This is a genomic window from Streptomyces bugieae, from assembly GCF_036352915.1.
Lineage (GTDB): Bacteria > Actinomycetota > Actinomycetes > Streptomycetales > Streptomycetaceae > Streptomyces > Streptomyces endophytica.
This window is the reverse complement of sequence record NZ_JAZBJP010000001.1, coordinates 769304-795568: the sequence shown is the minus strand read 5'-3', so window position 1 is coordinate 795568 and position 26265 is coordinate 769304. Positions and strand designations below refer to the sequence as shown.

Below are 26265 nucleotides of genomic sequence, written 5' to 3'. Positions count from 1 at the left end.
CGTGACGCCATCCTTTCGGCCAGGCCCTCAACCATGGCCGGTGCTCCCCGCCGCACGCCAGCATGCGAGGGCGCGCCACGGCACGAGGCCGCGGCGCAGGCGCCCGGAAGGGGAGTTCATCGTGAGCGTACGCAACGGGGCAGGGGGCGGGGACGGCCGGCCGCAAGGGCCGGGCCGGCGGACGGTCGCCGTGTCGGCCGCGCTGGGCGCCGCCCTGCTGTTCACCGGCTGCGGCACCGCCCGGGCCCGGCCCGCGGGACGGCACCCGGACCGCGGCCCGGCCTTCGTACCGCGGCTGCCGGCGCCGACCGGCCCGCACCCGCTCGGGGTCACCACCCTCTATCTGGTCGACGCCTCCCGGCACGACCCGTGGGACCACCGGCTCACCCGCAGGGAACTCATGATCACGGTCCGCTATCCGGCCCGGACCGGGCACGGCCACCCCGTCGCGCCGCAGATGACCCCCGGCGCGGCGAAGGTCTTCGCGGGCCTCGACCCGCACTTCCACCCCGGCCTGCCGTTGTCCGGGGTCGACTGGGCGGCCACCCGGACCCATGCGTACACCGGAGCGCCCGCGCAGCCCGTGCGCCGTCCGGTGCTGCTCCACACCCCCGGTGGCGGCGACCCGCGCACGCTGGGTACCGGGCTCGCCGAAGAACTGGCGAGCCACGGCTGGGTGGTGGTGAGCATCGACCACCCCGGCGACGCCAGCGAGGTCGAGTTCCCGGTCACCACGCCGCAACGCCCGAGCCCGATCCGCACCACCGTGCTGCGGGGCGATCCCCGTACGGACCCGGACCTCTTCCGCACCATGATCGACACCAGGCTGGCAGACACCCGGTTCGTCCTCGCGCAGCTGGCGGAGCTGGCCGCCGGCCGGAACCCCGACGCGGCCGGCCGCCCGCTGCCCGACGGCCTCGGCCGCGCGCTGGACCTCCGGCGGGTGGGCATCTACGGCCACTCGGCCGGCGGCACCACCGCCGCCGAGGCCCTCCACGACGACCGCTGCCTGCGCGCCGCGGTCAACCTGGAGGGCTATCTGGACCACCCCTCCCGGCGGCCCGGACGGGCCGGACCGCTGTTCCCGGTGGCCTGCGACGGCGTGGACCGGCCGCTGCTCCTCGTGGGCACCGACGGGTTCCCCGGCCGGCAGCAGCTGGACCGGTCCTGGTCCGCCCTCCTCGCCCGCTCGCACGGCCACGCCCTCCGGCGGCAGATCCGGCACACCACGCACGCCGTGTTCACCGACTACGCCGCCTTCGCACCGCAGTTGCAGACCGCCGGCCTGATGACCGCCCGGGACCGGAACGCGCTGGTCGGCGCGCTGGATCCGGCGCGGTCGATCCCCGCCGTGCGCGGCCTGGTCCGCACGTTCTTCGCCCGGCACCTGCCGCCGCGCTGACCCGGGGCGGCCGCCCCGGGCCCGGGGCGCGCCGCCCCGAGTCGCGGGCGGGGGGCCTTCGCGGTGAAGTAGGAGGAGGGGCGCGGCCTGCTCGGGGGCACCCCTACGGCTCGGGGGAGCAGAGGAAAGGGAGCCCGAGATGGACCATGCCGGAAGCCCCGAGGAACCCCAGGACAAGCCGAGCAACCCGCCGCCCGCGGCCGGCCCCCTGAAACCGCCCCCCGAGCCCGGCGAGGCCCCGTCGTCGACCGGCCGGAGCCGGCCCATGAAGCTCACCGAGATGGCCCGGCGCAAGGCCAGGCAGGCCATGGAGAAGCTCAAGCCGCACGAGGGCAAGGGCCACGGCGAGCCGCACACCTAGCGGGGGCTCCCCACTGCGGGGTGGGCCTTCAGCCCCGCTGGTTGAAGCGGCCGGCCGCCCGCTCGTTGAGCACACCCAGCACCCGGCGGAACCGGCGGGCGGGCGGCTGCTCCTCCGCCTCGACCCGGTAGCCCTCCGCCGTACCGGGGCCGCCGTCGCGGGGCAGCACCCGGCCCACCGCCGACACCAGCCGGGTGGTGAGCACCGGTGCCACGCCGTGCGCCACCACACCCAGTTTGGCCACCGGGGTGAGCACGATCCGGGGCCGCCGCCGCTGCACCGCGGAGACGATGCGCTCCGCCGCCCGCTCGGCGTTCATCGACAGGACGGGCGCGCCGGCCAGCGCCTGGAACCAGGCGTACTCCCGGCGCCGATCGCCGCCGAACCGCGCGTGCAGATGCGAGCCGGTCCGCATCAGCCCGGGATGCACCCCGGTGACGGTGACCCCGTACGCGGCCTCCTCCGCGTGCAGCCCCTCGGCCAGCGCGGCGACCGCCGACTTGGCGCACGAGTACGGCAGCAGGTGCGGCACCGCCAGCAGGCCGCCCACCGACCCGACGAGCGCCAGCCGGCCGCCCGCCGGACTGCGCCGCAGGTGCGGCAGGGCGGCGAACGCGGTGTTGAGGGCGCCGTGGAAGATGGAGTCCAGGGCGTCCCGGAACCCTTCCACGCCGAGGGCTTCGGCCGGGCCGACCTGGATGATGCCGGCATTGGCGATGACGATGTCCAGCCGGCCGTTGTCCCGCGCGATCTCCGCCAACCGCTGCTGGACCGCGGGCCCGTCGCGCACGTCGCACACCACGCCGCGCACCGCGCCGCCGCCCGGCCGGCCGAGCTTGGCGACCGCCCGGTCCAGCTCGGCCGCGTCCCGTGCCAGCAGCACGACGTCGCAGTCCCGGCGCAGCAGCTGACGGGCCATGAGCAGACCCAGTCCGCGCGAGCCGCCGGTGACCACGGCGGTGAGCCCCTCGATCGAGGGAGCGGCCGGCAACACCCGCATGAGGAGCCCTTTCGTCGAGCCCGTTGCCCGTGATGACGCGGGCTCCCGGCGCCTTTCGCCGCGGCGCCGCAGAGCCCTTCCTGTGGCGTGCGTGCGGACGCGGCGGGACCCGGCCACCTCGCGGGGCGGCCCGTGCGCGTCGCCCCTCCGACGCTACCCGGAGGCGTTGCGGTGCGCATGTGCGCCGGGCGGCGGCCGCTGGCCCGCGCCGCCCCGTTTCACCGGCCGCGCCCAGGGCACCCGGCTCAGGGACCGGGCACAGTGGCCGTGCGGTGGCCGCGAGCCGTTCGGTTACCGCGGGACGCATCCGGCTTAATCGCCGCGGATCCGGCATGAGCGGCCCGGCGCACCGGGAATTCGTCCTGCGCGCGACCCCGGCGTCCGCCGCCCCGCGCCTTGCGCCGACGACCAGCGCGACTGCACGTACGGCAGCGGCCTCAGCACCGCAGCAGAAAGGAACCACGGCTCATGCAGATTGCTTTCCTGGTAGCGCCCGAGGGTGTGGAGCAGGTCGAACTGACCGGCCCCTGGCAGGCGGTCATCGATTCGGGTGACATTCCGCATCTGGTGTCCACCAAGTCCGGCCGGATCCAGGCGTACAACCACCTGGACAAGGCCGACACCTTTCCGGTGGACCGGACGGTGGACGCGGCCGACGTTGCGGATTACGGCGGCCTGATCCTGCCCGGTGGCGTCGCCAATCCCGATGTGCTGCGGATGGACAAGAACGCGGTCGCCTTCGTGAAGAGCTTCTTCGACCGGGGCCGGCCGGTGGCGGCCATCTGCCACGCACCCTGGACGCTGGTCGAGGCCGATGTCGTGCGGGGACGCACGCTGACGTCCTGGCCCAGTCTGCAGACCGACATCCGCAATGCCGGCGGCACCTGGGTGGACGAAAAGGTCAAGGTCTGTACGGCCGGCCCCAACACGCTGATCACCAGCCGGAAGCCGGCCGACCTGAAGGCCTTCTGTGCCACCTTCGTCACCGAATTCGCCCAGGCCGGAAGGGCAGCCTGAGGTGGCGGACGAGAAACAGGAGCAGCGCCGCGCGCATTTCGCGGACGATCCTGCCGCCGGCCCGCTGACCACCGACCAGGGCGTGACCGTCGACCACACCGACGATTCGCTGCAGGCCGGGGAACGCGGCCCGACGCTGATGGAGGACTTCCACTTCCGGGAGAAACTCACCCGCTTCGACCACGAGCGGATCCCGGAGCGGGTGGTGCACGCCCGCGGCGCCGGCGCCTACGGCTACTTCCAACCGTACGAGTCCTGCGCGGAGTTCACCCGGGCCGCCTTCCTGCAGGACCCGGGCGTGCAGACACCGGTGTTCGTGCGGTTCTCCACGGTCCAGGGCCCGCGCGGTTCGGCGGACACCGTGCGGGACGTCCGCGGTTTCGCCACCAAGTTCTACACCTCGGAAGGCAATTACGACCTGGTCGGCAACAACATGCCGGTCTTCTTCATCCAGGACGGCATCAAATTCCCGGATTTCGTGCACGCGGTGAAGATGGAGCCGCACAACGAGATTCCCACCGGGGCCTCCGCGCACGACACCCTCTGGGACTTCGTCTCGCTCCAGCCCGAAACCCTCCACATGATGATGTGGCTGATGTCGGACCGGGCCATTCCGCGCAGTTACCGGATGATGCAGGGCTTCGGCGTGCACACCTTCCGTTTCGTGACCGCGGCCGGCAAGGGCACGTTCGTGAAGTTCCACTGGAAGCCCAAGCTCGGGGTGCACTCGCTCGTGTGGGACGAGGCGCAGGAAACGATGGGCCGCGACCCGGACTACAACCGCCGCGACCTCTGGGACATGATCGAGGCCGGGGAATACCCGGAATACGAACTCGGCGTCCAGCTCGTACCGGAGGAGGACGAGCACTCCTTCGACTTCGACCTCCTCGACGCCACCAAAATCATCCCCGAAGAGCTGGTGCCGGTGCGGCCCATCGGCCGGATGGTGCTCAACCGCAACCCGGACAACTTCTTCGCGGAGACCGAGCAGGTCGCCTTCCACACCGCGAACGTCGTGCCCGGCATCGACTTCACCAACGACCCGCTGCTCCAGGCCCGGAACTTCTCGTACCTCGACACCCAGCTGATCCGGCTGGGCGGGCCCAACTTCCCCCAGCTGCCGGTCAACCGGCCCCTCGCCGCGGTACGCAACAACCAGCGCGACGGCTACCACCAGAGCCGGATCCACCAGGGCACCAGCTACTCGCCGAACTCCCTCGGCGGCGGCTGCCCGGCCCTCGCCGGCGCCGACGAATCCGCCTTCCGGCACCTGACGGAGCGGGTCGACGGCCAGAAGATCCGTAAGCGGAGCCCGAGTTTCACCGACCACTACACCCAGGCGGCGCTGTTCTGGCACAGCATGGCCGACTGGGAACAGCAGCACATCATCGACGCGTTCCGCTTCGAACTGGGCAAGGTCAACGCCAAGCAGGTCCGCGAGCGCACGATCGGCGAGCTGGCGCACATCGACCACTCCCTGGCCGTCAAGGTCGCCGAGGGCATCGGCGTCCCCGCCCCGGAGTCCACCGGCACCCCGCGCCCCACCCCGTCCCCCGCGCTGAGCTTCGAGAACCTCAAGGGCGACGGCTCCATCCGCAGCCGGCAGATCGCGGTCCTGGTCAAGGACGGCGTGGACGCACAGCAAGTCAGCGGTCTGAAGCAGACGTTGGGGGAGGAGGGCGCCTTCGTCGAGGCCCTGGCACCCCAGGACGGTGAGGTCTCCGGCGCCTCCGGCAGCCTCTCGGCGGACCGGGCGCTGCCCACCGTGGCCTCCGTGCTCTACGACGCCGTGGTGCTCCCCGACGGCGGCCTCGGGGCCGGCGACACCGCGGCCGACGCCGCCGCCCGCCGCTTCGTGCTCGACGCCTACCGGCACGGCAAGCCCATCGGCGCCCTCGGCTCCGGCATCGAGGTGCTGAAGAAGCTGCTCCCCGACCAGGTGCGCACCGTCTCCGGTGGTGCGGAACCGGTGAGCGACCAGGGCGTGGTGACCGCCGCCGTGAACGGTGACGCCTTCGCCCGGGCCTTCGCGGAAGCCACCGCCGCCCACCGGCACCGGAACCGCCCGCCGGCGAGGATCTGAACCGCCACCCGGAGATCCGGCCCGGCACCTTCGTCCCGGCGGCCGCCCGGCCGCCGGGACGACGCCGCGTCAGCCGATCCGCGCCCCGGTCTTCTGCAGGGCCTCGGTCACCGGCTGGTAGAGGCTCACCCCACCCGCGGCGCAGGTGCCGCGGCCGCCGGAGGTCAGGCCGAGCGCGCTGTCCCCCTCGAAGAGCGGACCGCCGCTGTCGCCGGCTTCCGCGCAGACCGAGGTCTGGATCAGTCCCTCGACGACCCCCTCCTGGTAGTTGGCCGTCACATTGAGCGCGGTGACCTCCCCGTCGTGCACATGGCTCGTGCTGCCGCTGCGCCGCACCTTCTGGCCCACGATCGGGTCGGCGGCCCGGACGATGTGCTGCGCTCCGCCGAAGAGGTCCACCTCGCTCGGGTGCGCCATGTCCGCTGCGGTGTACCGCGCGATCCCGAAATCGTCACCGGGGAAGCTCCCCGCCTCCGACATCGCGATCGGGGGGCCCTCCTGGGCGACGGACCAGCTCGGCACCGCGTGCGTGCAGTGGCCGGCCGTCAGGAAGTACGGCTGCCCGCCCTTGGTGACGTTGAAGCCGAGTGAACAGCGTGCTTCGGTGCCCCAGATGGCGTCCCCGCCGGCGATCAGCGGCTCCAGGGTGTCCGGCGACAGCTGGACGACCACCCGGTCCCCGAGTGAGCCGGCGACCGCCTTGAGCCGCTCCAGATCGTCCCCCCGGACGGTGCGGTCGGCGGTGACGACCACCTTGTTGATCTTCGGGTCCATGGCCCAGGACGTCCCGGGGATCGAGGCGTGCTCCTTGAGGGTCGCCCGGGCCGCGTCCAGCGACGCGAGGGAGTGCTTGACGATCCTCGCCTCGGCACCGGCCTCCCGGGCCTTGCCGGCCGCCTCCTCGGTGGTCACGTTCACCACCAGCTTGTGGTTGTCGGGGTCGTAGTAGGAACCCGCCCCGGCCGCACCGAGCGAGGAGCCGATGACCACCGCACGCTCGGCGGCGGCGATGGCCGACGGGGGGCCGGGGGCCCGGGCGGTGTGCGCCTGGGCGCTCTGCAGGGCGAGCTGCGGAGCGATGGCCAGGGTCACCACACCGACGCCGGCGAGGACGGAACCAGGCGTGGGTACGCGCGGATGCTTCAACACAAAACCTCTCGCTGGATAGCGGGCCAGCAGCGGGTCTTTGCCGTGCGCACACCTCAAGGGCTACTGGCGCCACGGGCGGGGCCGAAGGGCCGGGCGAGGCGGCGCGGGGTGTCTACTCTCCCTGCCCGTGCACCACCCCCGGCCGCCCACACTTCTCCAGGAATCACCTGTACGGCCGGGTGAACGGACCGCGCCGCCGGGCCGTACAGACGGACAACGACGGCCCGGCCCCCGAGCGGCCGGATCCGTCGCCACTTCAGTCCGCCTCGTACGGAAGGACCTTCGGGTGCCGTTCATCACGCAGCTGCGTCAGCTCCTGGCCAAGGGGACGAACCGGCGCCGGCGGCGGGCCGTCACGTCCGCCCTCGCCGCCGTGCTCGTGTTCGGCGCGCTCGTCCTGCCCGACGACCTGCTCCGCCTGACGCCCGGCGCGTTCGTCCGGATACCGGTGGAGGGCATCGCCGGTGCCGCGCTGCTGCTCCTGCTGCCGCCGCGGCCGCGGCGGGTCGTCGCGGTGCTCGCCGGGGCGGGCCTGGGCCTGATGACCCTGCTCGACCTCCTCAACATGGGCTTCCGCGCGGTGCTGGTCAGGCCGTTCGACCCGGTGCTGGACTGGGGGCTGTTCGGCGACGCCGCGTCGTTCCTCGACGACTCGGCGGGCCGGACCGGTGCGATCGCCGCGGTCGTCGGGGCCGTGCTCGTCGCGCTCGCCCTGCCCGTGCTGATGGCGCTGGCCGTGCTCCGGCTGAGCCACGTCCTGGCCCGGCACAGCTCCCTGGCCACCCGCGGCACCCTCGTCCTCGGTACCGCCTGGCTCGTCAGCGCCGCGCTCGGCCTCCAGCTCGCCGGGGCGCCGCTCGCCTCCCGCACCACCGCCGAACACCTCGACGACCGCGCCCAGCAGGTGCGGACGAGCCTGGCGGACGAGCGGGTCTTCGCCGCGGAAGCGGCCACCGACCCCTTCGGCAGCACGCCGCCCGACCAACTGCTGAACGGCCTGCGCGGCAAGGACGTCATCTTCACCTTCATCGAGAGCTACGGCCGCAGCGCGATAGACGACCCGGGGATAGGCCCCGGCGTCGACAAGGTGCTCGCGGACGGGACCGAGCAGTTGCGGCGGGCCGGCTTCACCGCCCGGAGCGGCTGGCTCACCTCCTCGACGGCGGGCGGCGGCAGCTGGCTGGCGCACTCCACCTTCCTGTCCGGCCTGTGGATCAACAACCAGCAGCGCTACCGCACCGTCACCTCCAGCGACCGGATGAGCCTGACCCGCGCCTTCCGGCGGACCGGCGCCTGGCGGACGGTCGGCATCATGCCGGGCGTCAGCCGGTCCTGGCCGGAGGCCCGCTTCTACGGCCTCGACACCGTCTACGACTCCCGCACGCTCGGCTACCACGGCCCGAAGTTCAGCTGGTCGCGGATGCCGGACCAGTACAGCCTGTCCGCGTTCGAGCGGCTGCAGCACGGCAAGCGGGGCGGCAAGCCGCTGATGTCGGAGATCATCCTGACCTCCAGCCACAACCCGTGGGCCCCGCTGCCCAAGATGCTCGGCTGGGGCCGGGTCGGCGACGGCTCGGTCTACCGTGCCGTCGAGGCGGCCGGCAAGGACCCCAAGGACGTGTGGCAGGACGCCGCCCGGGTCCGCACCGAGTACGGCCGGGCCATCCAGTACTCGCTGCACAGCCTGCTCTCGTACGTCGAGAAGTACGGCCGGAAGAACACCGTGCTGGTCTTCCTCGGCGACCACCAGCCGGTCCCCACCGTCACCGGTGAGCACGCCGGCCGGGACGTACCGGTGGCGATCGTCGCCCATGACCCGGCCGTGCTGCGCCGGATCTCCGACTGGGGCTGGCAGCCCGGCCTCCGGCCCGGACCCAAGACGCCGGTCTGGCGGATGGACACCTTCCGCGACCGCTTCCTGACCGCCTACGGACCCCGGTCCGGCTCCGCGCACAAGGGGAAGAAGTGACCCGGGCCCGGCTCCGGAGCGACCCTCAACCCCCTTCGAAATCCACCGGATTCGCCCTGTTGAGCATCGCTCAGCCGCTGCCTATGCTCGGCACGCATCGACGCACACCACGTGGAGTCGAGCCGCACCCCGCCAGGAGCCCGGATGAGCTTCAACCTCGCCACCGCTCTTCGTGAATCCCGCCGGAACCACCCGGACAAACCCCTGTGCCACCTCGGGGCCCGGACCGTCAGCTACGCCGGGGCCGACGAGACCTCCGGCCGGATCGCCGCGGTCCTGCGCGCGCTGGGCCTGGAACGCGGTGACGCGGTCGCCGTCCACCTGCCCAACGTGCCGGAGTTCCTGTTCGCCTACTTCGGCATCCTCAAGGCCGGTCTGGTCATGGTCCCGCTCAACCCCCTGCTCACGGCCCCCGAGATCGCCTACCACCTCACCGACTCGGGGGCCCGGCTGCTCCTCACCCACGAGGAGTTCGCCGACGGTGCGGTCAAGGGCGCCGAACTCGCCGGCGGCGTACCGGCGTACGTCGTCCCGCGGCCCGGCAGCACGCGGCGGATCGCCGGCACCCGGCCCTACGACGAGCTCACCACCGCCGACGACACCGGCGAGATCGAGCCGGCCGGCGCCGACGACACCGCCGTCCTGCTCTACACCAGCGGCACCACCGGCCGCCCCAAGGGCGCCGAACTCACCCACTTCCAGCTCTACATGAACTGCACCGTCACCGGCGAGGTGTTCGGCTACCGCCCCGACGACATCGGCCTCGCGGTGCTGCCGCTCTTCCACGTCTTCGGCCTCTCCAGCGTCCTCAACCTGGCCGTGCGGCACGGCGGCACGCTGGCCCTGGTCCCGCGGTTCGAGACCGGTGCGGTCCTCGACGCGCTCGAACGGCACCGCTGCACGATCTTCGCCGGCGTCCCCACCATGTACGCGGCCCTCCTCCAGGCCGACACCGCGCACCGGGATCTGAGCGCGCTGCGCGTCGGGGTCTCCGGCGGCGCGGCGATTCCGGGCGAGACCATCCGGGCCTTCGAGGAGAAGTTCCCCGGCGTGGCGGTCCTGGAGGGCTACGGCCTGTCCGAGACGGCCAGTACCGCCACCTTCAACATCAGCCCCGAGCAGCGCAAGGTGCTCTCCATCGGCAAGCCCATCTGGGGCGTGGAGGTGCGGATCGCCGACGACACCGGCGCCGCGCTGCCTCCCGGCCCCGACCACGTGGGCGAGATCCTGATCCGCGGCCACAACGTCATGAAGGGCTACTTCCGCCGCCCCGAGGAGACCGCCGAGGCGCTGCGCGGCGGCTGGCTGCACACCGGGGACCTCGGCTACCGGGACGACGACGGCTACTTCTTCGTCGTCGACCGCAAGAAGGACCTGATCATCCGCGGCGGCTACAACGTGTACCCGCGCGAGGTCGAGGAGGTCCTGTACGCCCACCCGGCCGTCGCCGAGGCCGCGGTCATCGGCCGTGCCGACGACCGGCTCGGCGAGGAGGTCGTCGCCGTCGTCGCGCTGTGCCGCGGTGCGCACACCACCCCCGAGGAACTCACCGCCCACTGCCGGCAACAGCTTGCCGCGTACAAATACCCCCGGGAGATCCGGATCGTCGACGCGCTGCCCAAGGGGCCCACCGGCAAGATCCTCAAGAAGGAGCTGCGCGCCCGATGACGCGGGTGAACGCCGCGCTCGGCCCGGTCGACAGCGCGGAGCTGGGACGCACGTACGTCCATGAGCACCTCTTCACCCTCACCGCCGACGTACATGCCAACTACCCCAAGGAGTGGGGGAGCGAGGAGGAGCGGGTGGCCGACGCGGTCGACAAGCTGCGCGCGCTGGCCGCCCAGGGCGTCCGCACCCTCGTCGACCCGACCGTGGTCGGTCTCGGCCGCTACATCCCCCGGGTACGGCGCATCGCCGAGAGGAGCGCCGACCGCACCCTGATCGAGATGTGCCGCCGCGGATACGCGGAGAGCCTCGGAGCAGTGGCCCTACCTGCACCTCGGCGAGGAGGTCCTGCCGTACGTCCGGGCCCGCGGGGTGACGGAGGAGCAGATCACCACCATGCTCGTCGGCAATCCGCGGCGGCTGTTCGAGGGCGCTGGAGCCTGACCGTCGGCTGACGACCCGTGTCTCTCTGTTTATGTCTTTGGCATATGCCAATGACCCGTGCCGTCATGCATATACAGAAAAGCGGACATAGTATCAAAAAGCGTCCAGGTTGACGTCGCAGGGCGGTTGGCGTCCGTCCGGTCACGGGAGGAGGCGGTTCGCTTTGAGCCGCATACACCGCCTGATGGCCGCGTACGTCATCCTCGTGATCCCGCCCACGGTGGTCTATCTGACGGTGCCCGCCGCCCACACGTACACCTGGGCCGCCATCGTCCTCGGCAACGTATGGGCCATCATCGCCGGCATCCGCATGCACCGGCCGGCCCACGCCTGGCCCTGGCTGCTGCTCGCCGCCGCGAACCTGGCCTTCATGGCCGGCGACACCACGTACAACGTGCTCAACAGCTTCCTGCACCAGGAGAACCCGTTCCCCTCCCTCGCCGACGTCTTCTACCTGGCGACCTACCCGCTGTTCGCCGCCGGACTGCTGGGCTTCATCCGCTACCGCCGGACCGGCCGCGACGTGGCGAGCCTGCTGGACGCGATGATCCTCACGTCCGGCCTGGCCCTGCTCTCCTGGGACTACCTGATCAACCCGTACACCACGGCCGCCGACATGACGTGGGTGCAGCGCTCCATCTCCATCGCCTATCCGCTCGGCGACGTGCTGATGCTGGCGATGCTCGCCCGGCTGCTGACCCCGGGCTCGGTACGGACCCGCGCCGTCCAGTTCCTCACCCTCGGCACCTTCGGCATTCTCTTCTCCGATGTGCTCTACGGGCTCCTCCAGCTCAAAGGGGCCTGGCAGGTCGGCACGCCGATGGACCTGGGCTGGGTGGTCTTCTTCACCGCCTGGGGCCTGGCCGCACTGCACCCGTCCATGGTGGAACTGACCGAGCGCACCCCCGTCCGGCAGGCCGGCATCCACCCCCGGCGGCTCGCCGTGCTCGCGCTGGCCTCGCTCATCGCGCCCGTGCTGCTCATCCAGGAGGCCGTCCGCGGCCAGCTGCAGCAGGTGCCCGTGATCGCGGTGTTCTCGGCCGTGCTCTTCCTGCTCGTGTTCGCCCGGCTGTCGGGACTGGTCGTGGTGCACCTGAGGGCCGTGACCCGCGAACGCGGCCTGCGGGTGGCGGCCGCCGCGCTGGTGTCCACGTCCGGCGTCGAGGAGATCGCCCACTCGATCCGCCGAGCGGCCGGACCGCTCTTCGGCTCCGGAGTGAGCCACGAGGTCGCCCTGCTGACCCTCGCCCCCGGCGAGACCCGGCTGCACTCCGTGCCCACCACCGCCCAGCCGCACACCTGGACCGTCGACTGGCAGGACGAGCCGGCCGACGCCTGGCGCCCCCGGTTCCTCGCCCGCGAGACGCAGATCGTGCGCGTCACCGACCTCGGCGACCAGGCCGTCGCGGAACTCGCCCCGCTGCCCAGCGCACTGCTGTGCCCACTGGCCGTCAGCAACGGTCCCGCCGGCAACTCCCTGATCGGCGCCCTGATCGTCGCCGGCACCGAGAAGAGCCTGGCCGAGCGGTGGGGCTCCTTCGAGACCCTCGCCGCGCAGGCGGCCCTGGCGATGGAACGCGTCGCGCTCGGTCAGGAGATCAACCGGCGCAACAGCGAGGCGTACTTCCGCACCCTGGTGCACAACACCTCGGACGTCATCCTCATTCTCGACGACGACAACACCATCCGCTACGCCAGCCCCTCCGCGGAGGGCATGTTCGGCCGCACCCCGCTCAACGGAGTGCGCCTCGCCGAGCTGATGAGCGAACCGGACGGCGAACGCGCTCTGCGCGCCCTGGGCCGGATGCGCGACGGCGACTGCCAGGACAGCCGCGACGACTGGCAGGTCCTGCACCGCGACGGCGCCCGCATCGACGTCGAGGCCCGGTGCAGCAACCTGCGGCACGACCAGACCGTCCACGGCCTGGTCCTGACCCTCCGGGACGTGACCGAGCAGCGCAAACTCGAACGCGAACTCACCCACCGCGCCTTCCACGACGCGCTCACCGGCCTGCCCAACCGGCTGCTCCTCCTGGAGCGGATCGAGCACGCCCTGCTGCGCGGCCGCCGCGACGGCACCGTCCCCTGCGTCCTCTTCATCGACCTCGACGACTTCAAGGTCGTCAACGACACCAGCGGCCACTCCATCGGCGACGAACTGCTGATCGCGGTGGCACGACGGCTGACCGGCACGATGCGGGCCAGCGACACCGCCGCGCGCCTGGGCGGCGACGAGTTCGGGGTCCTCATGGAAGGCGTGCGCGAGCCCGCCGACGCCGAGGCACTCGGCGAACAGGTCGTACAGAACCTCAACCAGCCCTTCCGGCTCTCCGAGCAGATGGTCAGCACCTCCGCCAGCGTGGGCATCGCCACCGCCCGGGACAGCGCCGACGCCGAGGAACTGCTCGGCCACGCCGACCTGGCCCTGTACGCCGCGAAGACGGCCGGCAAGCGGCAGTGGCGCCGCTACCAGGCGGGGCTGCACACCGGCATGCTCGAACGGCACGAACTCCGGGCCCGGCTGGAGGGCGCACTGGACGCCGAGGCGTTCGACGTCCGCTACCAGCCCATCGTGGAGATCGCGACCGGCGCGCTCGCCGGCTTCGAGGCGCTGGCCCGCTGGCCGCACGCCCGCCGCGGCTCGGTGACGCCCCATCAGTTCATCGCGCTCGCCGAGGAGACCGGGCACATCATGCCGCTCGGCGCCTGGGTGCTCCAGCAGGCCACCGCCAACCTCGCCCGCTGGCAGCGGGAGGTGCCCCGGCCGGACCCGCTGCACATCAATGTGAACGTCTCCGCCCGGCAGTTCCGCGACCCCGGCTTCCTCGACGAGGTCCGTGCCGTCCTCGGCGCCACCGGCGTGGCCCACGGCTCCCTCGTGCTGGAGCTGACCGAGACCGTCCTGATGCATACCGACGAGCAGATCCGCGCGGTGATGAGGGCGCTCAAGGACCTCGGCGTGCGCATGGCGATCGACGACTTCGGCACCGGCTTCTCGTCGCTCAGCTATCTCCGGGAATTCCCCATCGACCTGCTGAAGGTCGACAAATCATTCATCGACGACATAGGTGTCGACACCCAGCAAGTCGCCCTGGTCGAGGGTATTGTGCGCATCGCCGACACCCTCGGTCTGCAGGTCATCGCCGAAGGCATCGAAGAGGACGTGCAACGGGACCGGCTCCTGGCCATGGGGTGCCGGTTCGGACAGGGCTATCTGTACGCCCGCCCGATGACGGTGGACCAGGCGGAACAGCTGCTGCGGAGCACGGCCGAGCGCCGGGCCCCGGCCCTGGCCGGCAGCGCGGCGACCAGCCCGGTATCCCGCCGGACCACCGCACCCTCAGACCCACAGCGCACCGGTACCCGCCGGTCCGGGGCGGAGGAGGATCACGTGCACAAGGCACTGAGGACAACCGGCGGAGCACGGCGCGATCCGCGGTGGGGCGAGCTCGAACGCCTGCGGCAGACCAACCCCATGTGCGACGCGGTCATCGACGAGGTGGACGGCCGGCACCTGCGCAGCGGCGACCACTGGCTCATCGACTTCGCCTCCTGCAACTACCTGGGCTTCGACCTCGACCCCGAGATCATGGCCGCCATCGAACCGCAGGTACGGCGCTGGGGCACCCACCCCAGCTGGTCACGGCTGATCGGCAACCCCCGGCTCTACCCCGACATCGAGGACCGGCTCACCGCACTGCTCCACGCCCAGGACAGCCTGCTGCTCCCGACCATCACCCTCATCCACGCGTCCGTGATACCGGTACTCGGCGGCGAGGGAAACATCTTCGTCGAGGCCCGGGCCCACCGCACGGTCTACGACGGATGCCTGGTGGCCCGGGGGCAGGGCGCCACCGTGCAGCGCTTCCACGCCGACCGGCCGGACGAACTGGAGGTCCTGCTGCGGTCGGCGCCGCCCGGAGCCTCCCGCCTGGTGTGCCTGGACGGCGTCGACAGCATGACCGGGAACCTCCCCGACCTGCCCCTCCTCGCGGGCATCTGCCGGCAACGGGACGCCCTGCTCTACATCGACGACGCGCACGGATTCGGCGTCATCGGCGAGCGCGGCACCGACGAGACCTCCCCGTACGGCAGCCGCGGCAACTGCATCGTGCGGCACCTCGGCGAGACCTACGACGGCATCGTCCTGGTCGGCGGCTTCTCCAAGGCGTACTCCTCGCTGCTGGCGTTCCTGGCCCTGCCGACCTGGATGAAGAACCACCTCAAGGTCGCCGCCGCGCCGTACCTGTACTCCGGGCCGTCCCCCACGGCGTCGCTGGCCACCGCGCTCGCCGGTCTCGACGTCAACGACCGGCGCGGGGACACCGTCCGGGCCGCCCTGCACCGCAAGACCGCCCGGGTCCTGGACCACCTCTACCTGCTGGGCATCGAGACCCCCAACGAAAGCGGACTGCCCATCATCGAGCTCCCGCTCGCCCACGACTCCGACCTGGACGACGTCGGCCTGTTCATGTGGGACCGCGGCATCTACGTGACGCTGGCGGCGTACCCCCTCGTCCCGCGCGACCGGGTGGGCATCCGCATCCAGGTCACCGCCGCGAACACCGACGAGGACATCGGCCGGCTCAACGAGACGATCTCCGCCCTGGCCGAGCGGTTCGAACTCCGGCAGAGGACCTGAATGCGCGTCATGGAGGATGCGGGCCGGGCCCGCCGGGTACGGCTGCTCACCCCGCTCGCCCACCGCGACTTCCGGGTCCTGTGGATCGGGATGAGCATCTCGCTGGTGGGCGACGGGGTGCTGCTCGTCGCCCTGGCCTGGCAGGTCTACACGCTGTCCGGCTCACCCGGCGCGATGTCCGCGGTCGGCGTCGCACGGGCCGTGCCGCAGGTCGCCCTGGTGCTGCTCGGCGGAGTGGTCAGCGACCGCTTCGACCGCCGGCGCACCATGCTGATCAGCGACCTCGTCCGCTTCTTCTGCCTGCTCACGCTGGCCGCCCTGGCCCTCGGCGACGCCCTGGAGCTGTGGCAGCTGATCGTCGTGGTCATGGTGTACGGCGGCGCCGCCGGATTCTTCCCCCCGGCCTACGACGCCGTCGTGCCGACCCTCGTCCTGAAGTCCGAACTCGTCCAGGCCAACGCCCTCGACCAGTTCGTCCGCCCGGCCGCCGTCCAGATCGGCGGCACCGCGCTGGGCGGCATCCTGGTCGCCGCCATCGGCACCGGCGGGGCGTTCGCGTTCGACGCGCTCACCTTCGCCGTGTCCGTCGGCTGCCTGCTGTGCATCCGCCCCAAGCCGCCACCGGCCGGCGACCGGGGATCGCTCTGGGCCGACCTGCTCAGCGGTCTGGCGTACGTCCGCGCCAACAGCTGGCTCTGGGCCACCTTCGTCTCCGCCACCTTCGCCTACCTGCTCTTCCTCGGCCCGGCCGAGGTGCTGCTGCCCTACCTGATCAAGAACGGACTGCACGGTTCCGCCGCGGACCTGGGCGTGGTGCTCACCTCCGGCGGGCTGGCGTCCGTGCTGGTCGCCCTGGCCGTCGGCCAGACCGGGGTGCCGAGCAGGTTCATCACCTTCGTGTACGTCTCCTGGACGCTGGCCACGCTCGCCGTCGCCGGGTACGGCCTGGCCACCCACTCCTGGCAGCTGGCGATCGCCTGCGCCGCCGTCAACGGCTTCGAGACCGCCGGCCTGGTCGCCTGGGCCACCGCGAAGCAGCGGCTCGTACCGGGTGCCCTGCTCGGCCGGGTCTCCAGCGTCGAATGGTTCGTGTCGATCTCCCTGCTGCCGCTGTCCTACGCCCTGGCCGCGCCGGTCGCGGCCGCCGCCGGCGTCCGGGCGACCCTCATCGGCGCCGGCGTCCTCGGGGCCGTCGTCACCTTGGTCTTCCTCTACGTGCCGGGCGTACGCTCGGTGGACCGGGGCAGTGCGCCCCGCACCGCGAAAGAGGGCACATGAAAGAGCCCGCCGAGCGCCCGCCGGGTCCGGTCCGCAACGACGACGCCGACTGGGACCACTGGCCGGTTCTGGACTACCTCGCGGAGAACTACCGCGAGATCCACCCCTGCGACGCCGCCGTCATCCGGCACCACTCCGCCTTCTACCGCCGGTTCGCGCCCGGCAGCATCGCCCGGTCGCTGGAATTCGGCGCGGGCCCCAACCTCTACCCGCTGATGCTGGCCGGCGCCGCCAGCCGGCGGGTGGACGCGGTCGAGCGGAGCGCGGCCAACGTCGCCTACCTGACCGGCCAGCTCAGCCACGGCCCCGACGAGAGCTGGCAGGCGTTCTACGCCTTCTGCCGCGAGCTGGACCCCGCACTGCCCCCGACCGCCACCCAGGCCCTGGCCCGCGTCCACGTGCTGCACGACGACGTCCGGACCCTGCCGGCCGGCACCTACGAGCTGGCGTCGATGAACTTCGTGGCCGAGAGCATCACCGAGGACTTCGAGGAATTCGCGCAGCTCTGCCGCATCTACATCGCCACGGTGCGCCCGGGCGGCCTCCTCGTCGCCTCCTTCATGGAGAACATGCCGACCTACCGCATCGGCACCGCCCCCGCATGGCCCGGCTGCCCGGTCGACGCCACCGTCCTCCGCGAGGTCTTCGGCCCGTACACCGACGATCTGGTCCTCACCCATGTGGGCCCCGACCCGACCCGCCCCGACTACGGCGACACCGGCATGGTGCTGCTCCGCGCCCGCACCCTCGGACCGGGCGGAAAAGCGGAGGCGGCCCTGCGGGACGACCGGGCATAATCGGTCAACTGTCCCGATCTCCGCCCTGGGAGCCCGCCACGTCCGCCGAGCCGCCCGCGCCGTCCTCCCCGCCGCGCCCGCTGACCTGGGACGAACTCGACCCGCAGCGCCACCCGTTCACCTTCGACGCGGCGGAAGAGGCCACCGTCACCGCCCTGATCAAGGAGTACGTCCCGCCCGTGCTGTCCGGCATGTCCGGCTGGTGGCAGGGGGAGCGCTGGTGCGAGCGCCACATCGACCGGATCTTCCTGGAGCGCTACGGTCCGTGGGCCCGGCACTGGAACTGGACCGTCGGCGAGGCCGGGGGAGTGGTCGGCAGCTGGTGCTGCGGTCCCGCCTCGGTGAGCACGCCCGACGAGACCGCCCGCCGGGCCGTCGCCGCCCTCCTGGAATGGCGGGACTGGCTGGAGGAACTCGCCGTCCGCTTCGGCGAGTTGGCGCCACCCGCGAAGGCGGCCCCGGAGGAGCGCAGCTGGCACCTGGAGCGGGCGGCGGTCCGCCTGGTCACCCTCGTGCTCGACCGCACCGGCGCGGAGAGCGGCTGGTACGGCCAGTGCCGGCTGGCGCTGGAGTGGTTCCTGACCTCGACCGGCATGGACCGGGCGGCGGCCGACGCGGCGGTGGAGGCCGCCATCGGCGGGCGGTTCCGGAGCTGGGCCGCGCCCGGCCCGACGCTCATCGACTCGGTCGGCGAGGACCTGGCCGTCGGCCTGACCGGCCGTCAGCCCTACCGCGACCACCGGGAACACGCCCACCTGGAGGAGTTCCATGACCGCCGGCACACCCGCCACTGACGCGGAGCCGGCCGCCACCGCCGGCGATGCGACGGCCGCCTGGCGCCGGACCAGGGCGCGGGTGGACTGGGCGCACACCGGTGCCTACGAGGTCACCGGCCCGGTCGTCCCGGCCACGGACGGCTTCACCGCCTGGTGCGAGGGTCCGGTCCGCCGCCGCGACCCGGTCCGCGCCGAGCGGCTGCGGTCCGCCTACACGCTGGCCCGAGCGGACGCGGCGAGCCGCGCCCCGTTCACCTTCGGCCTGCTGGCCGGCTGGCAGCGCCTGGTCCTCGGCACCGCCGACGCACCGTTCCGGACCGGCGACGCGCACGCGAAGAACGGCCGCGAACGCTATCCGCTGACCCCGCACACCCGCGCGGACCTCGCCCGCTGCCTGCGCGACAGCGACGAGCCGGGCCTCCCGCTGCCCGCCCGCGCCGCCCGGACCTACCTCGACGTGGCCTTCCACCACCCCTTCCCCGACGGCAACGGCCGGGCCGCCCTGCTCGCCCTCACCTTCGTCCTGGCCCGCGACGGCGTCGTCCTGGACGAAGTGGGCCCCCTCCAGACCACCCGCTACGCCGACGACCCCGACGGCGCGGCCGACCTCGCCGTACTGGTGGGGATCCTGGCGCGGGCGACCGTGCGCCGCGCGGCCCGCCCCCGGCCACGGCCCGACAGCCACCGCGCCCCCACGAAGACCGCCGCGGTGAGCACCAGATAACCCAGCTCCAGGACCGCGGCATGCGCCGGGGCGACGCTCGCCGACCAGCCCGCCGCGCGCTCGCGCCCCTCGAACACGACCCGGTTGACGCTCAGGAACGCCAGATGCGTACCGATCCCCGCCCACAGCGGCGCGCGGCCCGGCACGTTCCGGGCCGCCACCAGGGTCAGCCCGAACACCGTGAGCAGCACCAGATACGCCCACGGGTCCTGGCCGGCCGGAGTCGGGCCCACCGGCGGCGGGTTCCCGCCCACCACGCGGGCCGTACCGGCCTGCACCACCGTGGACGCCGCCGGCACCAGCAGGAAGACCACCGTCGTCCCCAGCGCCGACACCACCCCGCCGAACCGGTCACGCAGCGCCGTCCAGGCATGCCCGCGCAGCGTCGTCTCCTCCGGCAGGGCCTCCAGCAGCAGCGCCACCAGCGCATTGCCCGTGAGGAACGCCCCGAGCGCCGCCGCGTCGAGCCCGGACCACCGCACCCACCCGGCCGCCGTGCCCGCCCCGAGCACCAGGCCGGCACACGACACCGTGACGGCCAGCCCGCCCAGGAAGGCCCGTACCGCCGCGGCCGGCGGCCCCGCCCCCAGCCGGCCGCACCCGGCCCACCGCCCGGCCGACCGCAAAGCCCGTACGCCGCCCACGGCCAGCACACTCACCAGTACGGCGGGCAGCAACTGCCGCACCCAGCCGTCCACTTCGAGCACCTGGCCCAGCAGCTCACCCAGCGCATTGCCCGCCCCCAGCGCGACCGCCATCACCGCCCCGCCCAGCAGGGCCCGTCCCCACGCGCCCCACCCGGACCCCGCCGGGCGCGCCCCCGCGGCCCCGCTCCCCCTGCTGTCGGTCTCCTCCGAAACCCTGGCCATCGCCCTCGCGCTCCCTTCCTGCCGGCGGGTGTCTACGGGACGTACGGATGCCCGCGCCCCCGGCGAAGAAGCGGCACCCATGCGCACGTCCCGCGAACGCCCGGGCAAACCCTCCTGCGGGACGAGCCGGCGCCGGCGGGAGCTACATCCCTCGGCGGTCACCCGTGGCGCGGCGGTCGTAAGCCGTCCGCAGGAGCCGCCGGAAGAGGGCGGCGACGGAGCCGGGTGGCGGCGGGGCAGGCGACCTTGGCGCAGATCATCGTCCGGCCGTCGTAGACGTTCCAGGAGTAGCGGTAGTGGCCGGGATCGGGCGGGCAGGCGCCGGTGCCCGCCGAGGCCGACAGGACGGCGGTGATCTGCATGATGTAGTTGAACGCCGCGGGCACCTTGTCGGCGTTGCAGTTCCACAGGGTGAGGAGGTTCGCGCCGCCGGGCCGGTTGCCGCTGGCCTTGGCGAGGAAGCACTGGCCGTTGCGGAACTGCCGCTCCACACACAGGTTGACGGTGGAGTAGTCCTCGGCGGAGTGCCACCAGCCGCCGCGCCCGCCGCCGGACGGGCAGGCTCCCGAGCCGGCGACGCGGGCCACCCGCAGATACGCGTTGGCCGCACCGCAGTTGACCCGCAGCGGCGCCGTCCGGCTCCAGCTCCCGTAGCCGTCCTGATAGGCGTCCAGGCAGTCACCGGCCCGCACGGCCGCGAAGGCCTGGTCGACCGGGCTGGGCGTGCGGGTCGAGGCGATGGGTGTGGGCACGCCCCCGCTCCCGCCGCTCGTGGACGTCCCGCCGGACGTCCCGCTCGACGAGCTCCCCGACGAGCTCCCCGAGGAACTGCTCGATGTGCCGCTCGACGTCCCGCTCGTCAGCCCGGAGCTGAGCCCGCTCCCGCCGCTGGTGTACGTCCCGCTCGACGAGCTCCCCGAGGCGCTGCTGGAAGAGCCGGACGACGAGCCGGACGACGACCCTGCGGTGTCGGCGGCCTTCCAGGGCTGCCAGATGAACACCGTGAACGCGATGAGGGCGAGCACCAGCCAGCCGCACCCGCCGGACGAGGAACTGCTGCCGGAGGAGTTGCCGCCGGAGGTGGTCGCCGGCTTCGGCGTCGTCTTCGCCGCGGGCTTCGGCGAGGGCGTCGAGGCGGGTTTCGGCTTGGGCTCGGGCTTCGCCTGTACGGGCCTGGGCCTGGGCTGGGGCGTCGGTTCGGGCTTCTGCGGTGCCGGTTTCGGCTGGGGCTTCGGCTTCGGCGTCGGCTTGGGCTTCGGCTTCGGCGCGGCGGCGCGCTCGCGCTCCCGCTGTTCGGTGTAGACCCGGGTGGGCCCCGGCGGCGGCACCGCGCGCGTGCGCGCGTCGAGGGTGCGGTCCTCGGCACCGCCCGCCGCGCGCAGTGCCCGCCCCTGTGCCTCGTACTCCTGGATCAGCGCGGTCCACCGCGGCGGCAGCCAGCGTTCGGCGCGGCGCGAGGTCGGTACCCGCTCCAGCCCTTCCTGGAACTCCCGCAGGACGTCGGCGGGCCGCGGCCGCTCGCCCGGATCGATGGCCAGACACGGGCGGATCAGCGAGCCCAGTTCCTTGGGCAGCCCGGTGAGATCGAGGTCGCCGCGCTGGACGACGGCCAGCAGCCGGATCATGTCGCCGGTCTCCGGGTACGGCGGGCGGCCGACGGCGAGATGGAACAGGGTCGCGCCGAGCGAGTAGACGTCGGAGGCCGCGGTGGAGGGCTCGGCGCGCGCCTGCTCGGGCGAGGTGAAGGCGATGGTGCCCAGCGTCAGCGAGGTGCGGGTGAGGTCGTAGGCGTGCGAGATGCCGAAGTCGATGAGGCGCGGGCCGGACAGCGGCAGCAGGATGTTCTGCGGTTTGACGTCCCGGTGCACGATGCCCTCGTCGTGCAGGGTGACCAGGGCCTGGGCCGTGCCCGCGGCGATCCAGCGCACGGCCGTACCGGGCAGCCGTCCCGCGTGGCGGACGAGTTCGGCCAGCGACGGCGCCGGTATGTACTCGATCGCCATCCACGGCTGCTCGGCGTCCGGGTCGGCGTCGAGCACCCGCGCCGTGTGGGGGCTCTCGATCCGCCGGGCCAGCGCCACCTCGCGGGCGAAGCGCCGTCGGTCGGTGTCGTTGACCGCGCCCTCGGCGAGCAGCGTCTTGACGGCGACGAGTGATCCGTCGGCCGTGGACCGCCCCAGATAGATCCGCCCCATGCCGCCCGCACCGAGCCGCCCCAGCAGCCGGTAGTCGCCGAGCCGCTGTGGGTCGTCGCCGAGCGGCCTGATTCCGATACCGGTCATGCCGTGCCCCCTGGTCCCCCTGCCATAGCACCGGTCAAACACTGCCATGCCGGAGGGAGTTGAGGAAGGCGAAACCGCCTCGACCAGTGGCCGGGATGCCCGGCACGTGGACCCGCGCCACGCCGACCGATCGGCCGCGACCGTATGACGACCTCGGCACCGACGTCGACGCCGTCCACGACGACCTGGGCGGCAACCGTGCTCTCCCGTGATCGTTGTGCTCACCGGCACCGCCGACCGCCCACCGGGTACGCGGCCGGCGCCGCCGACGCCCCTGATTCCCGGCGCGAGGAGACAGTCCCGATGGCCCCTGCCCAGCACGACGGCGGTTCCGGTTCGCCCGCACGGATGACCCGTTTCGACGACCTCTACGACCAGCCGGACCCGCGCGCGTACTTCCGCGTGCTGGGCGCGCTGGACTACCAGACGCCGCAGCACGCCCAGGGCGTCTTCCGCCGTCTCCTGCGCGCGGCCGTCGCCGCCGCCCCGGCGGACCGCGCCACCGGCGAGCGGCCCGGCACCGTCCTGGACCTCTGCTGCTCGTACGGCATCAACGCCGCCCTGCTCAACCACGACGTGACCCTGGCGGAGCTCGCGGCCCACTACACCTCGGCGGAGGCCGCCGGCCTGAGCACCGCCGAGCTGATCGCGCGGGACCGGCGGTTCTACGCCGCGCGCCGCCGCCCCGACGCGGTGCCCGTCGTCGGCATCGACATCGCCGCACCGGCCCTCGGGTACGCCCGCGCGGCCGGTCTGCTGGACGCGGCGTTCGCCGAGAACCTCGAAACCGCCGCGCCCGGCCCCGCGCTGCGCCAGGCCCTCCGCGGCCTGCGGCTGATCACGGTGACCGGCGGCGCGAGCTTCCTGTCCGCCCGTACCTTCCGCTCGCTGCTGGCGGAGGACGCGGCGCGGGAGGGCGGCCGGGACCTGCCGTGGGTGGCGGCCTTCGTCCTGCGCACCGGCTCCTACCGGCCGATCGCCGACGGCCTGGCCCGGCTCGGCCTGACCACCGAGAAGGACGAGACCCGGACCTATCCGCAACGCCGGTTCACCGACGCCGACGAGCAGAAGTACGCCGTCGCCGCGGTGACCGCGGCCGGTGACGACCCGTCAGGCAAGGAGTCCCTCGGCCACTTCCACACGGCCCTGTACGTCTCCCGGCCCGCCGCTCAGGCCGCCGCCCGGCCGCTGAGCACCCTGTTGCCCGCCCCGTGACCGTACATCTCATGAATCAGTGGCCGCGCACCGCACTCGTTTCATGTTCAATCCATTGACCCCGTGTCGGGGTCTCGCTTAACTGCCGTACGACATCAGCGAGTTGATATGCCGTCAGTGACTTGAAGCGCCACGCCGGCACATGTCGGCGGCGTGCCCACGCAGTGAGGAGTCGCCGGTGTCCGGGTTCGGATCGCTCAGCCGTCGTCACATCTTCAAGGCGTCCGCCGGGGCCGCGGTCCTCGTGGGGGCGGGCGCCGGCAGGACGCTCCCGGCGTCCACCGCCGCCGCGGCACCCCGCACCGCGGCGCGGCCGCCCCGCGACCCGAAGACCGAACGCCGGGTCCGGGCGCTGCTGGCGAAGATGACCGTCGAGGAGAAGTTCGGGCAGCTCCAGCAGCTGACCTGGCACGCCGACACCGGGCCGGGCGACGGCCAGAACAAGGAGTGCGCCGAACTCGCCGCGAAGGGGCTGCTGGGGTCGGTGCTCAACCTCACCGGCGCCAAGCGGTGCAACGGCCTCCAGCGCGCGGCCGTGGAGAAGTCGCGGCTGGGCATCCCGCTGATCTTCGGCCAGGACGTCATCCACGGCTACCTCACCACCTTCCCGATCCCCCTCGCCCAGGGCAGCAGCTTCGACCCCGACGTGGTCACCGCCGACGCCGAGACCAGCGCCCGCGAGGCCGCCTCGCAGGGCATCCACTGGACGTTCGCGCCCATGGCGGACGTCAGCCGGGAGCCGCGCTGGGGGCGGGTGGCCGAGGGTAGTGGCGAGGACCCGTACCTGACCGCGAAGCTGACCGCCGCCAAGGTGCGCGGCTACCAGGGCGCGGACTACGCCGCCGTGGACCGGCTCGCCGCCTGCGCCAAGCACTTCGTCGGCTACGGCTTCCCGGAGGGCGGCCGCGACTACAACACCGCCGACCTCTCCGAGCGGCGGCTGCGCGACGTCTGCCTGCCGCCCTTCAAGGCCGCCGTGGACGCCGGCGTCGCCACCGTCATGGCGTCCTTCACCACCGTGGCCGGCGTCCCCGCGCACGCCAACCGGCACACCCTGACCGACATCCTGCACGAGGAGTTCGGCTTCGACGGCTTCGTCGTCGGCGACTACACCGGCGTCCAGGAACTCATCGCGCACGGCATCGCCGCCGACGGCGCCGACGCCGCCCGGCTCGCCCTGGGCGCCGGCGTCGACATGGAGATGGTCTCCACGACATACGCCCAACACGGCACGAAGCTGCTCGCGGAGGGAAAGATCAGCCGCGCGCGGCTGGACGACGCGGTCGCCCGGGTGCTGCGCGTCAAGTTCCGCGCCGGTCTCTTCGACCACCCCTACGTCGACGAGGCCGCGGAGATCACCGCACCGAGCGCCGCGGCCCGGACGGCGGCCCGGACCGCGGCCGCCCGCTCCATGGTCCTGCTGCGCAACGAGAAGCACACCCTGCCGCTCGCCACCCGCACCGGCTCGATCGCGGTCATCGGCCCGCTCGGCGACGACACCAAGGAACTGCACGGCACCTGGGCGAGCATCGGCGCCGCCCTGTTCCCCGCGGTGTCCGTCCTGGACGGCGTCAAACGGGCCGCCCCCGCAGCCACCGTGCGCTTCGCCCGCGGCTGCGCCGTGGAGGGCGACGACACCGGTTCCTTCGACGAGGCGGTGGCCGCGGCCCGGGCCGCCGACGCCGTGATCGCCGTGGTCGGCGAGAAGGCCGCACAGAGCGGCGAGGCGGCCGCCCGCAGCGACCTCACCCTGCCCGGCGTCCAGGCGCAGCTCGTGGCGCAGCTGGCGGCCACCGGCACGCCCCTGGTCGTCGTGGTCCTCTCCGGCCGCCCGCTCGTCCTCACCGGCGTCGCCGACCGCGCCGACGCCCTCCTCCAGGCCTGGCACCCCGGCATCGAGGGCGGTCACGCCATCGCCGACGTCCTCTTCGGCAAGGTCAACCCCGGCGGCAAGCTACCGGCGACCTTCCCCCGCTCGGCTGGCCAACTGCCGCTGTACTACGCGCACGAGAACACCGGCCGCCCCTTCGACCCGGACAACACCTACACCTCGAAGTACCTCGACATCCCGCACACCCCGCTGTACCCCTTCGGCCACGGCCTCAGCTACACCACATTCGCCTTCTCCGGCCTGGAGCTGTCGGCCGAGGTCCTGCCGGCGAGGAGCGTCGCCGACGGCGGGACGACGGTCCGGGCCGCCGTACAGGTCGAGAACACCGGCACCCGCGCCGGCGACGAGGTCGTCCAGCTCTACCTCCGCGACAAGGTCGCCAGCGTCGTCCAGCCGGTCCGCAGACTGGTCGGCTTCTCCCGCGTCCACCTGAAGCCGGGGGAGCGGCGGACGGTCCGCTTCACCCTGGGACGACAGGAACTGGGCTTCCACACCAACGACCCGCACGGCGAATTCCGCGTCGAACCAGGCGAGTTCGACCTCTACGCGGGCAACAGCTCGCAGGCCGGCCTGCGGACGGGCTTCACCCTGACGTAGGCACGCCAGGTTTTCTCCGCGGGTGTCTTCCCGCCGCGCCGCATGCTCCACCGCGTCCGTGGACAGGCTCTTGACGCGGCTCCGGCCGCACCTCGACACTCAGG

At 72.9% G+C, this 26265-nt stretch carries 17 protein-coding genes and 1 pseudogene; 14 read left to right on the top strand and 4 right to left on the bottom strand.

What is annotated here, in order from left to right; genetic code table 11:
• Nucleotides 1-121: 121 nt before the first annotated feature.
• Nucleotides 122-1402: an alpha/beta hydrolase gene (locus tag V2J85_RS03735; protein WP_261953108.1), complete on the top strand. Its 1281-nt coding sequence runs from the start codon at nt 122-124 to the stop codon at nt 1400-1402.
• 139 nt (nt 1403-1541) lie between these two features.
• Complete coding sequence (locus V2J85_RS03730) at nt 1542-1763, top strand: hypothetical protein (RefSeq protein WP_261953109.1); 222 nt, start codon at nt 1542-1544, stop codon at nt 1761-1763.
• A gap of 28 nt (nt 1764-1791) precedes the next feature.
• Here V2J85_RS03730 and V2J85_RS03725 read toward each other — a convergent pair whose 3' ends face one another.
• Complete coding sequence (locus tag V2J85_RS03725; RefSeq protein ID WP_261953110.1) at nt 1792-2763, bottom strand: SDR family NAD(P)-dependent oxidoreductase; 972 nt, start codon at nt 2761-2763, stop codon at nt 1792-1794.
• A gap of 468 nt (nt 2764-3231) precedes the next feature.
• Here V2J85_RS03725 and V2J85_RS03720 point away from each other — a divergent pair, with 468 nt between their 5' ends.
• Together V2J85_RS03720 and V2J85_RS03715 are read left to right on the top strand one after the other, a co-directional pair.
• On the top strand, nt 3232-3780 hold the full coding sequence (locus tag V2J85_RS03720) for a type 1 glutamine amidotransferase domain-containing protein (protein WP_330820607.1): 549 nt from the start codon (nt 3232-3234) through the stop codon (nt 3778-3780).
• A gap of 1 nt (nt 3781) precedes the next feature.
• Nucleotides 3782-5863, top strand: coding sequence for a catalase (locus V2J85_RS03715; RefSeq protein WP_261953112.1), 2082 nt, complete (start codon nt 3782-3784; stop codon nt 5861-5863).
• A gap of 69 nt (nt 5864-5932) precedes the next feature.
• Here V2J85_RS03715 and V2J85_RS03710 read toward each other — a convergent pair whose 3' ends face one another.
• A complete protein-coding gene (locus V2J85_RS03710) occupies nt 5933-7009 on the bottom strand; it encodes a S1 family peptidase (protein ID WP_419836732.1) in 1077 nt (358 codons plus the stop codon).
• 289 nt (nt 7010-7298) lie between these two features.
• On the opposite strand from V2J85_RS03710, the gene V2J85_RS03705 reads away from it, so the two are divergent.
• The 8 genes from V2J85_RS03705 (at nt 7299) to V2J85_RS03670 (ending at nt 19307) form a co-directional block, all read left to right on the top strand.
• Complete coding sequence (locus V2J85_RS03705) at nt 7299-8981, top strand: alkaline phosphatase family protein (protein ID WP_261953114.1); 1683 nt, start codon at nt 7299-7301, stop codon at nt 8979-8981.
• A gap of 144 nt (nt 8982-9125) precedes the next feature.
• Nucleotides 9126-10649, top strand: coding sequence for a long-chain-fatty-acid--CoA ligase (locus tag V2J85_RS03700; RefSeq protein ID WP_261953115.1), 1524 nt, complete (start codon nt 9126-9128; stop codon nt 10647-10649).
• Complete coding sequence (locus tag V2J85_RS41600; protein ID WP_330820605.1) at nt 10646-11101, top strand: phosphotriesterase family protein; 456 nt, start codon at nt 10646-10648, stop codon at nt 11099-11101. Before V2J85_RS03700 ends, V2J85_RS41600 begins: the two co-directional genes overlap by 4 nt.
• A gap of 152 nt (nt 11102-11253) precedes the next feature.
• Nucleotides 11254-15732: an aminotransferase class I/II-fold pyridoxal phosphate-dependent enzyme gene (locus V2J85_RS03690; protein ID WP_330820604.1), complete on the top strand. Its 4479-nt coding sequence runs from the start codon at nt 11254-11256 to the stop codon at nt 15730-15732.
• A 9-nt stretch (nt 15733-15741) separates the two neighbouring features.
• On the top strand, nt 15742-17010 hold the full coding sequence (locus tag V2J85_RS03685; protein WP_330820603.1) for an MFS transporter: 1269 nt from the start codon (nt 15742-15744) through the stop codon (nt 17008-17010).
• The gene (locus V2J85_RS03680; RefSeq protein ID WP_330820602.1) at nt 17007-17807 is read left to right on the top strand and encodes a class I SAM-dependent methyltransferase; all 801 of its coding nucleotides are present in this window, start codon (nt 17007-17009) and stop codon (nt 17805-17807) included. Before V2J85_RS03685 ends, V2J85_RS03680 begins: the two co-directional genes overlap by 4 nt.
• A 179-nt stretch (nt 17808-17986) precedes the next feature.
• Nucleotides 17987-18601 (top strand): hypothetical protein, encoded by a 615-nt coding sequence (locus tag V2J85_RS03675; RefSeq protein ID WP_330820601.1) that lies wholly within the window; start codon nt 17987-17989, stop codon nt 18599-18601.
• Nucleotides 18576-19307, top strand: a complete 732-nt coding sequence (locus tag V2J85_RS03670; RefSeq protein WP_330820600.1) for a Fic family protein — start codon at nt 18576-18578, stop codon at nt 19305-19307. Before V2J85_RS03675 ends, V2J85_RS03670 begins: the two co-directional genes overlap by 26 nt.
• 107 nt (nt 19308-19414) lie before the next feature.
• Here V2J85_RS03670 and V2J85_RS03665 read toward each other — a convergent pair.
• A pseudogene (locus tag V2J85_RS03665) lies at nt 19415-20065 on the bottom strand (CPBP family glutamic-type intramembrane protease); the annotation flags it as partial.
• A gap of 269 nt (nt 20066-20334) precedes the next feature.
• Nucleotides 20335-22458 carry a serine/threonine-protein kinase gene (locus V2J85_RS03660; RefSeq protein ID WP_330820599.1) on the bottom strand — a complete coding sequence of 708 codons (2124 nt, stop codon included), beginning with the start codon at nt 22456-22458 and terminating at the stop codon, nt 20335-20337.
• Between the two features lie 303 nt (nt 22459-22761).
• Here V2J85_RS03660 and V2J85_RS03655 point away from each other — a divergent pair, with 303 nt between their 5' ends.
• Together V2J85_RS03655 and bglX are read left to right on the top strand one after the other, a co-directional pair.
• Nucleotides 22762-23673 carry a hypothetical protein gene (locus tag V2J85_RS03655; protein ID WP_330820598.1) on the top strand — a complete coding sequence of 304 codons (912 nt, stop codon included), beginning with the start codon at nt 22762-22764 and terminating at the stop codon, nt 23671-23673.
• Nucleotides 23674-23851: 178 nt separating this feature from the next.
• Nucleotides 23852-26161: a beta-glucosidase BglX gene (gene bglX / locus V2J85_RS03650; RefSeq protein WP_261953123.1), complete on the top strand. Its 2310-nt coding sequence runs from the start codon at nt 23852-23854 to the stop codon at nt 26159-26161.
• The last annotated feature ends 104 nt before the right edge of the window (nt 26162-26265 follow it).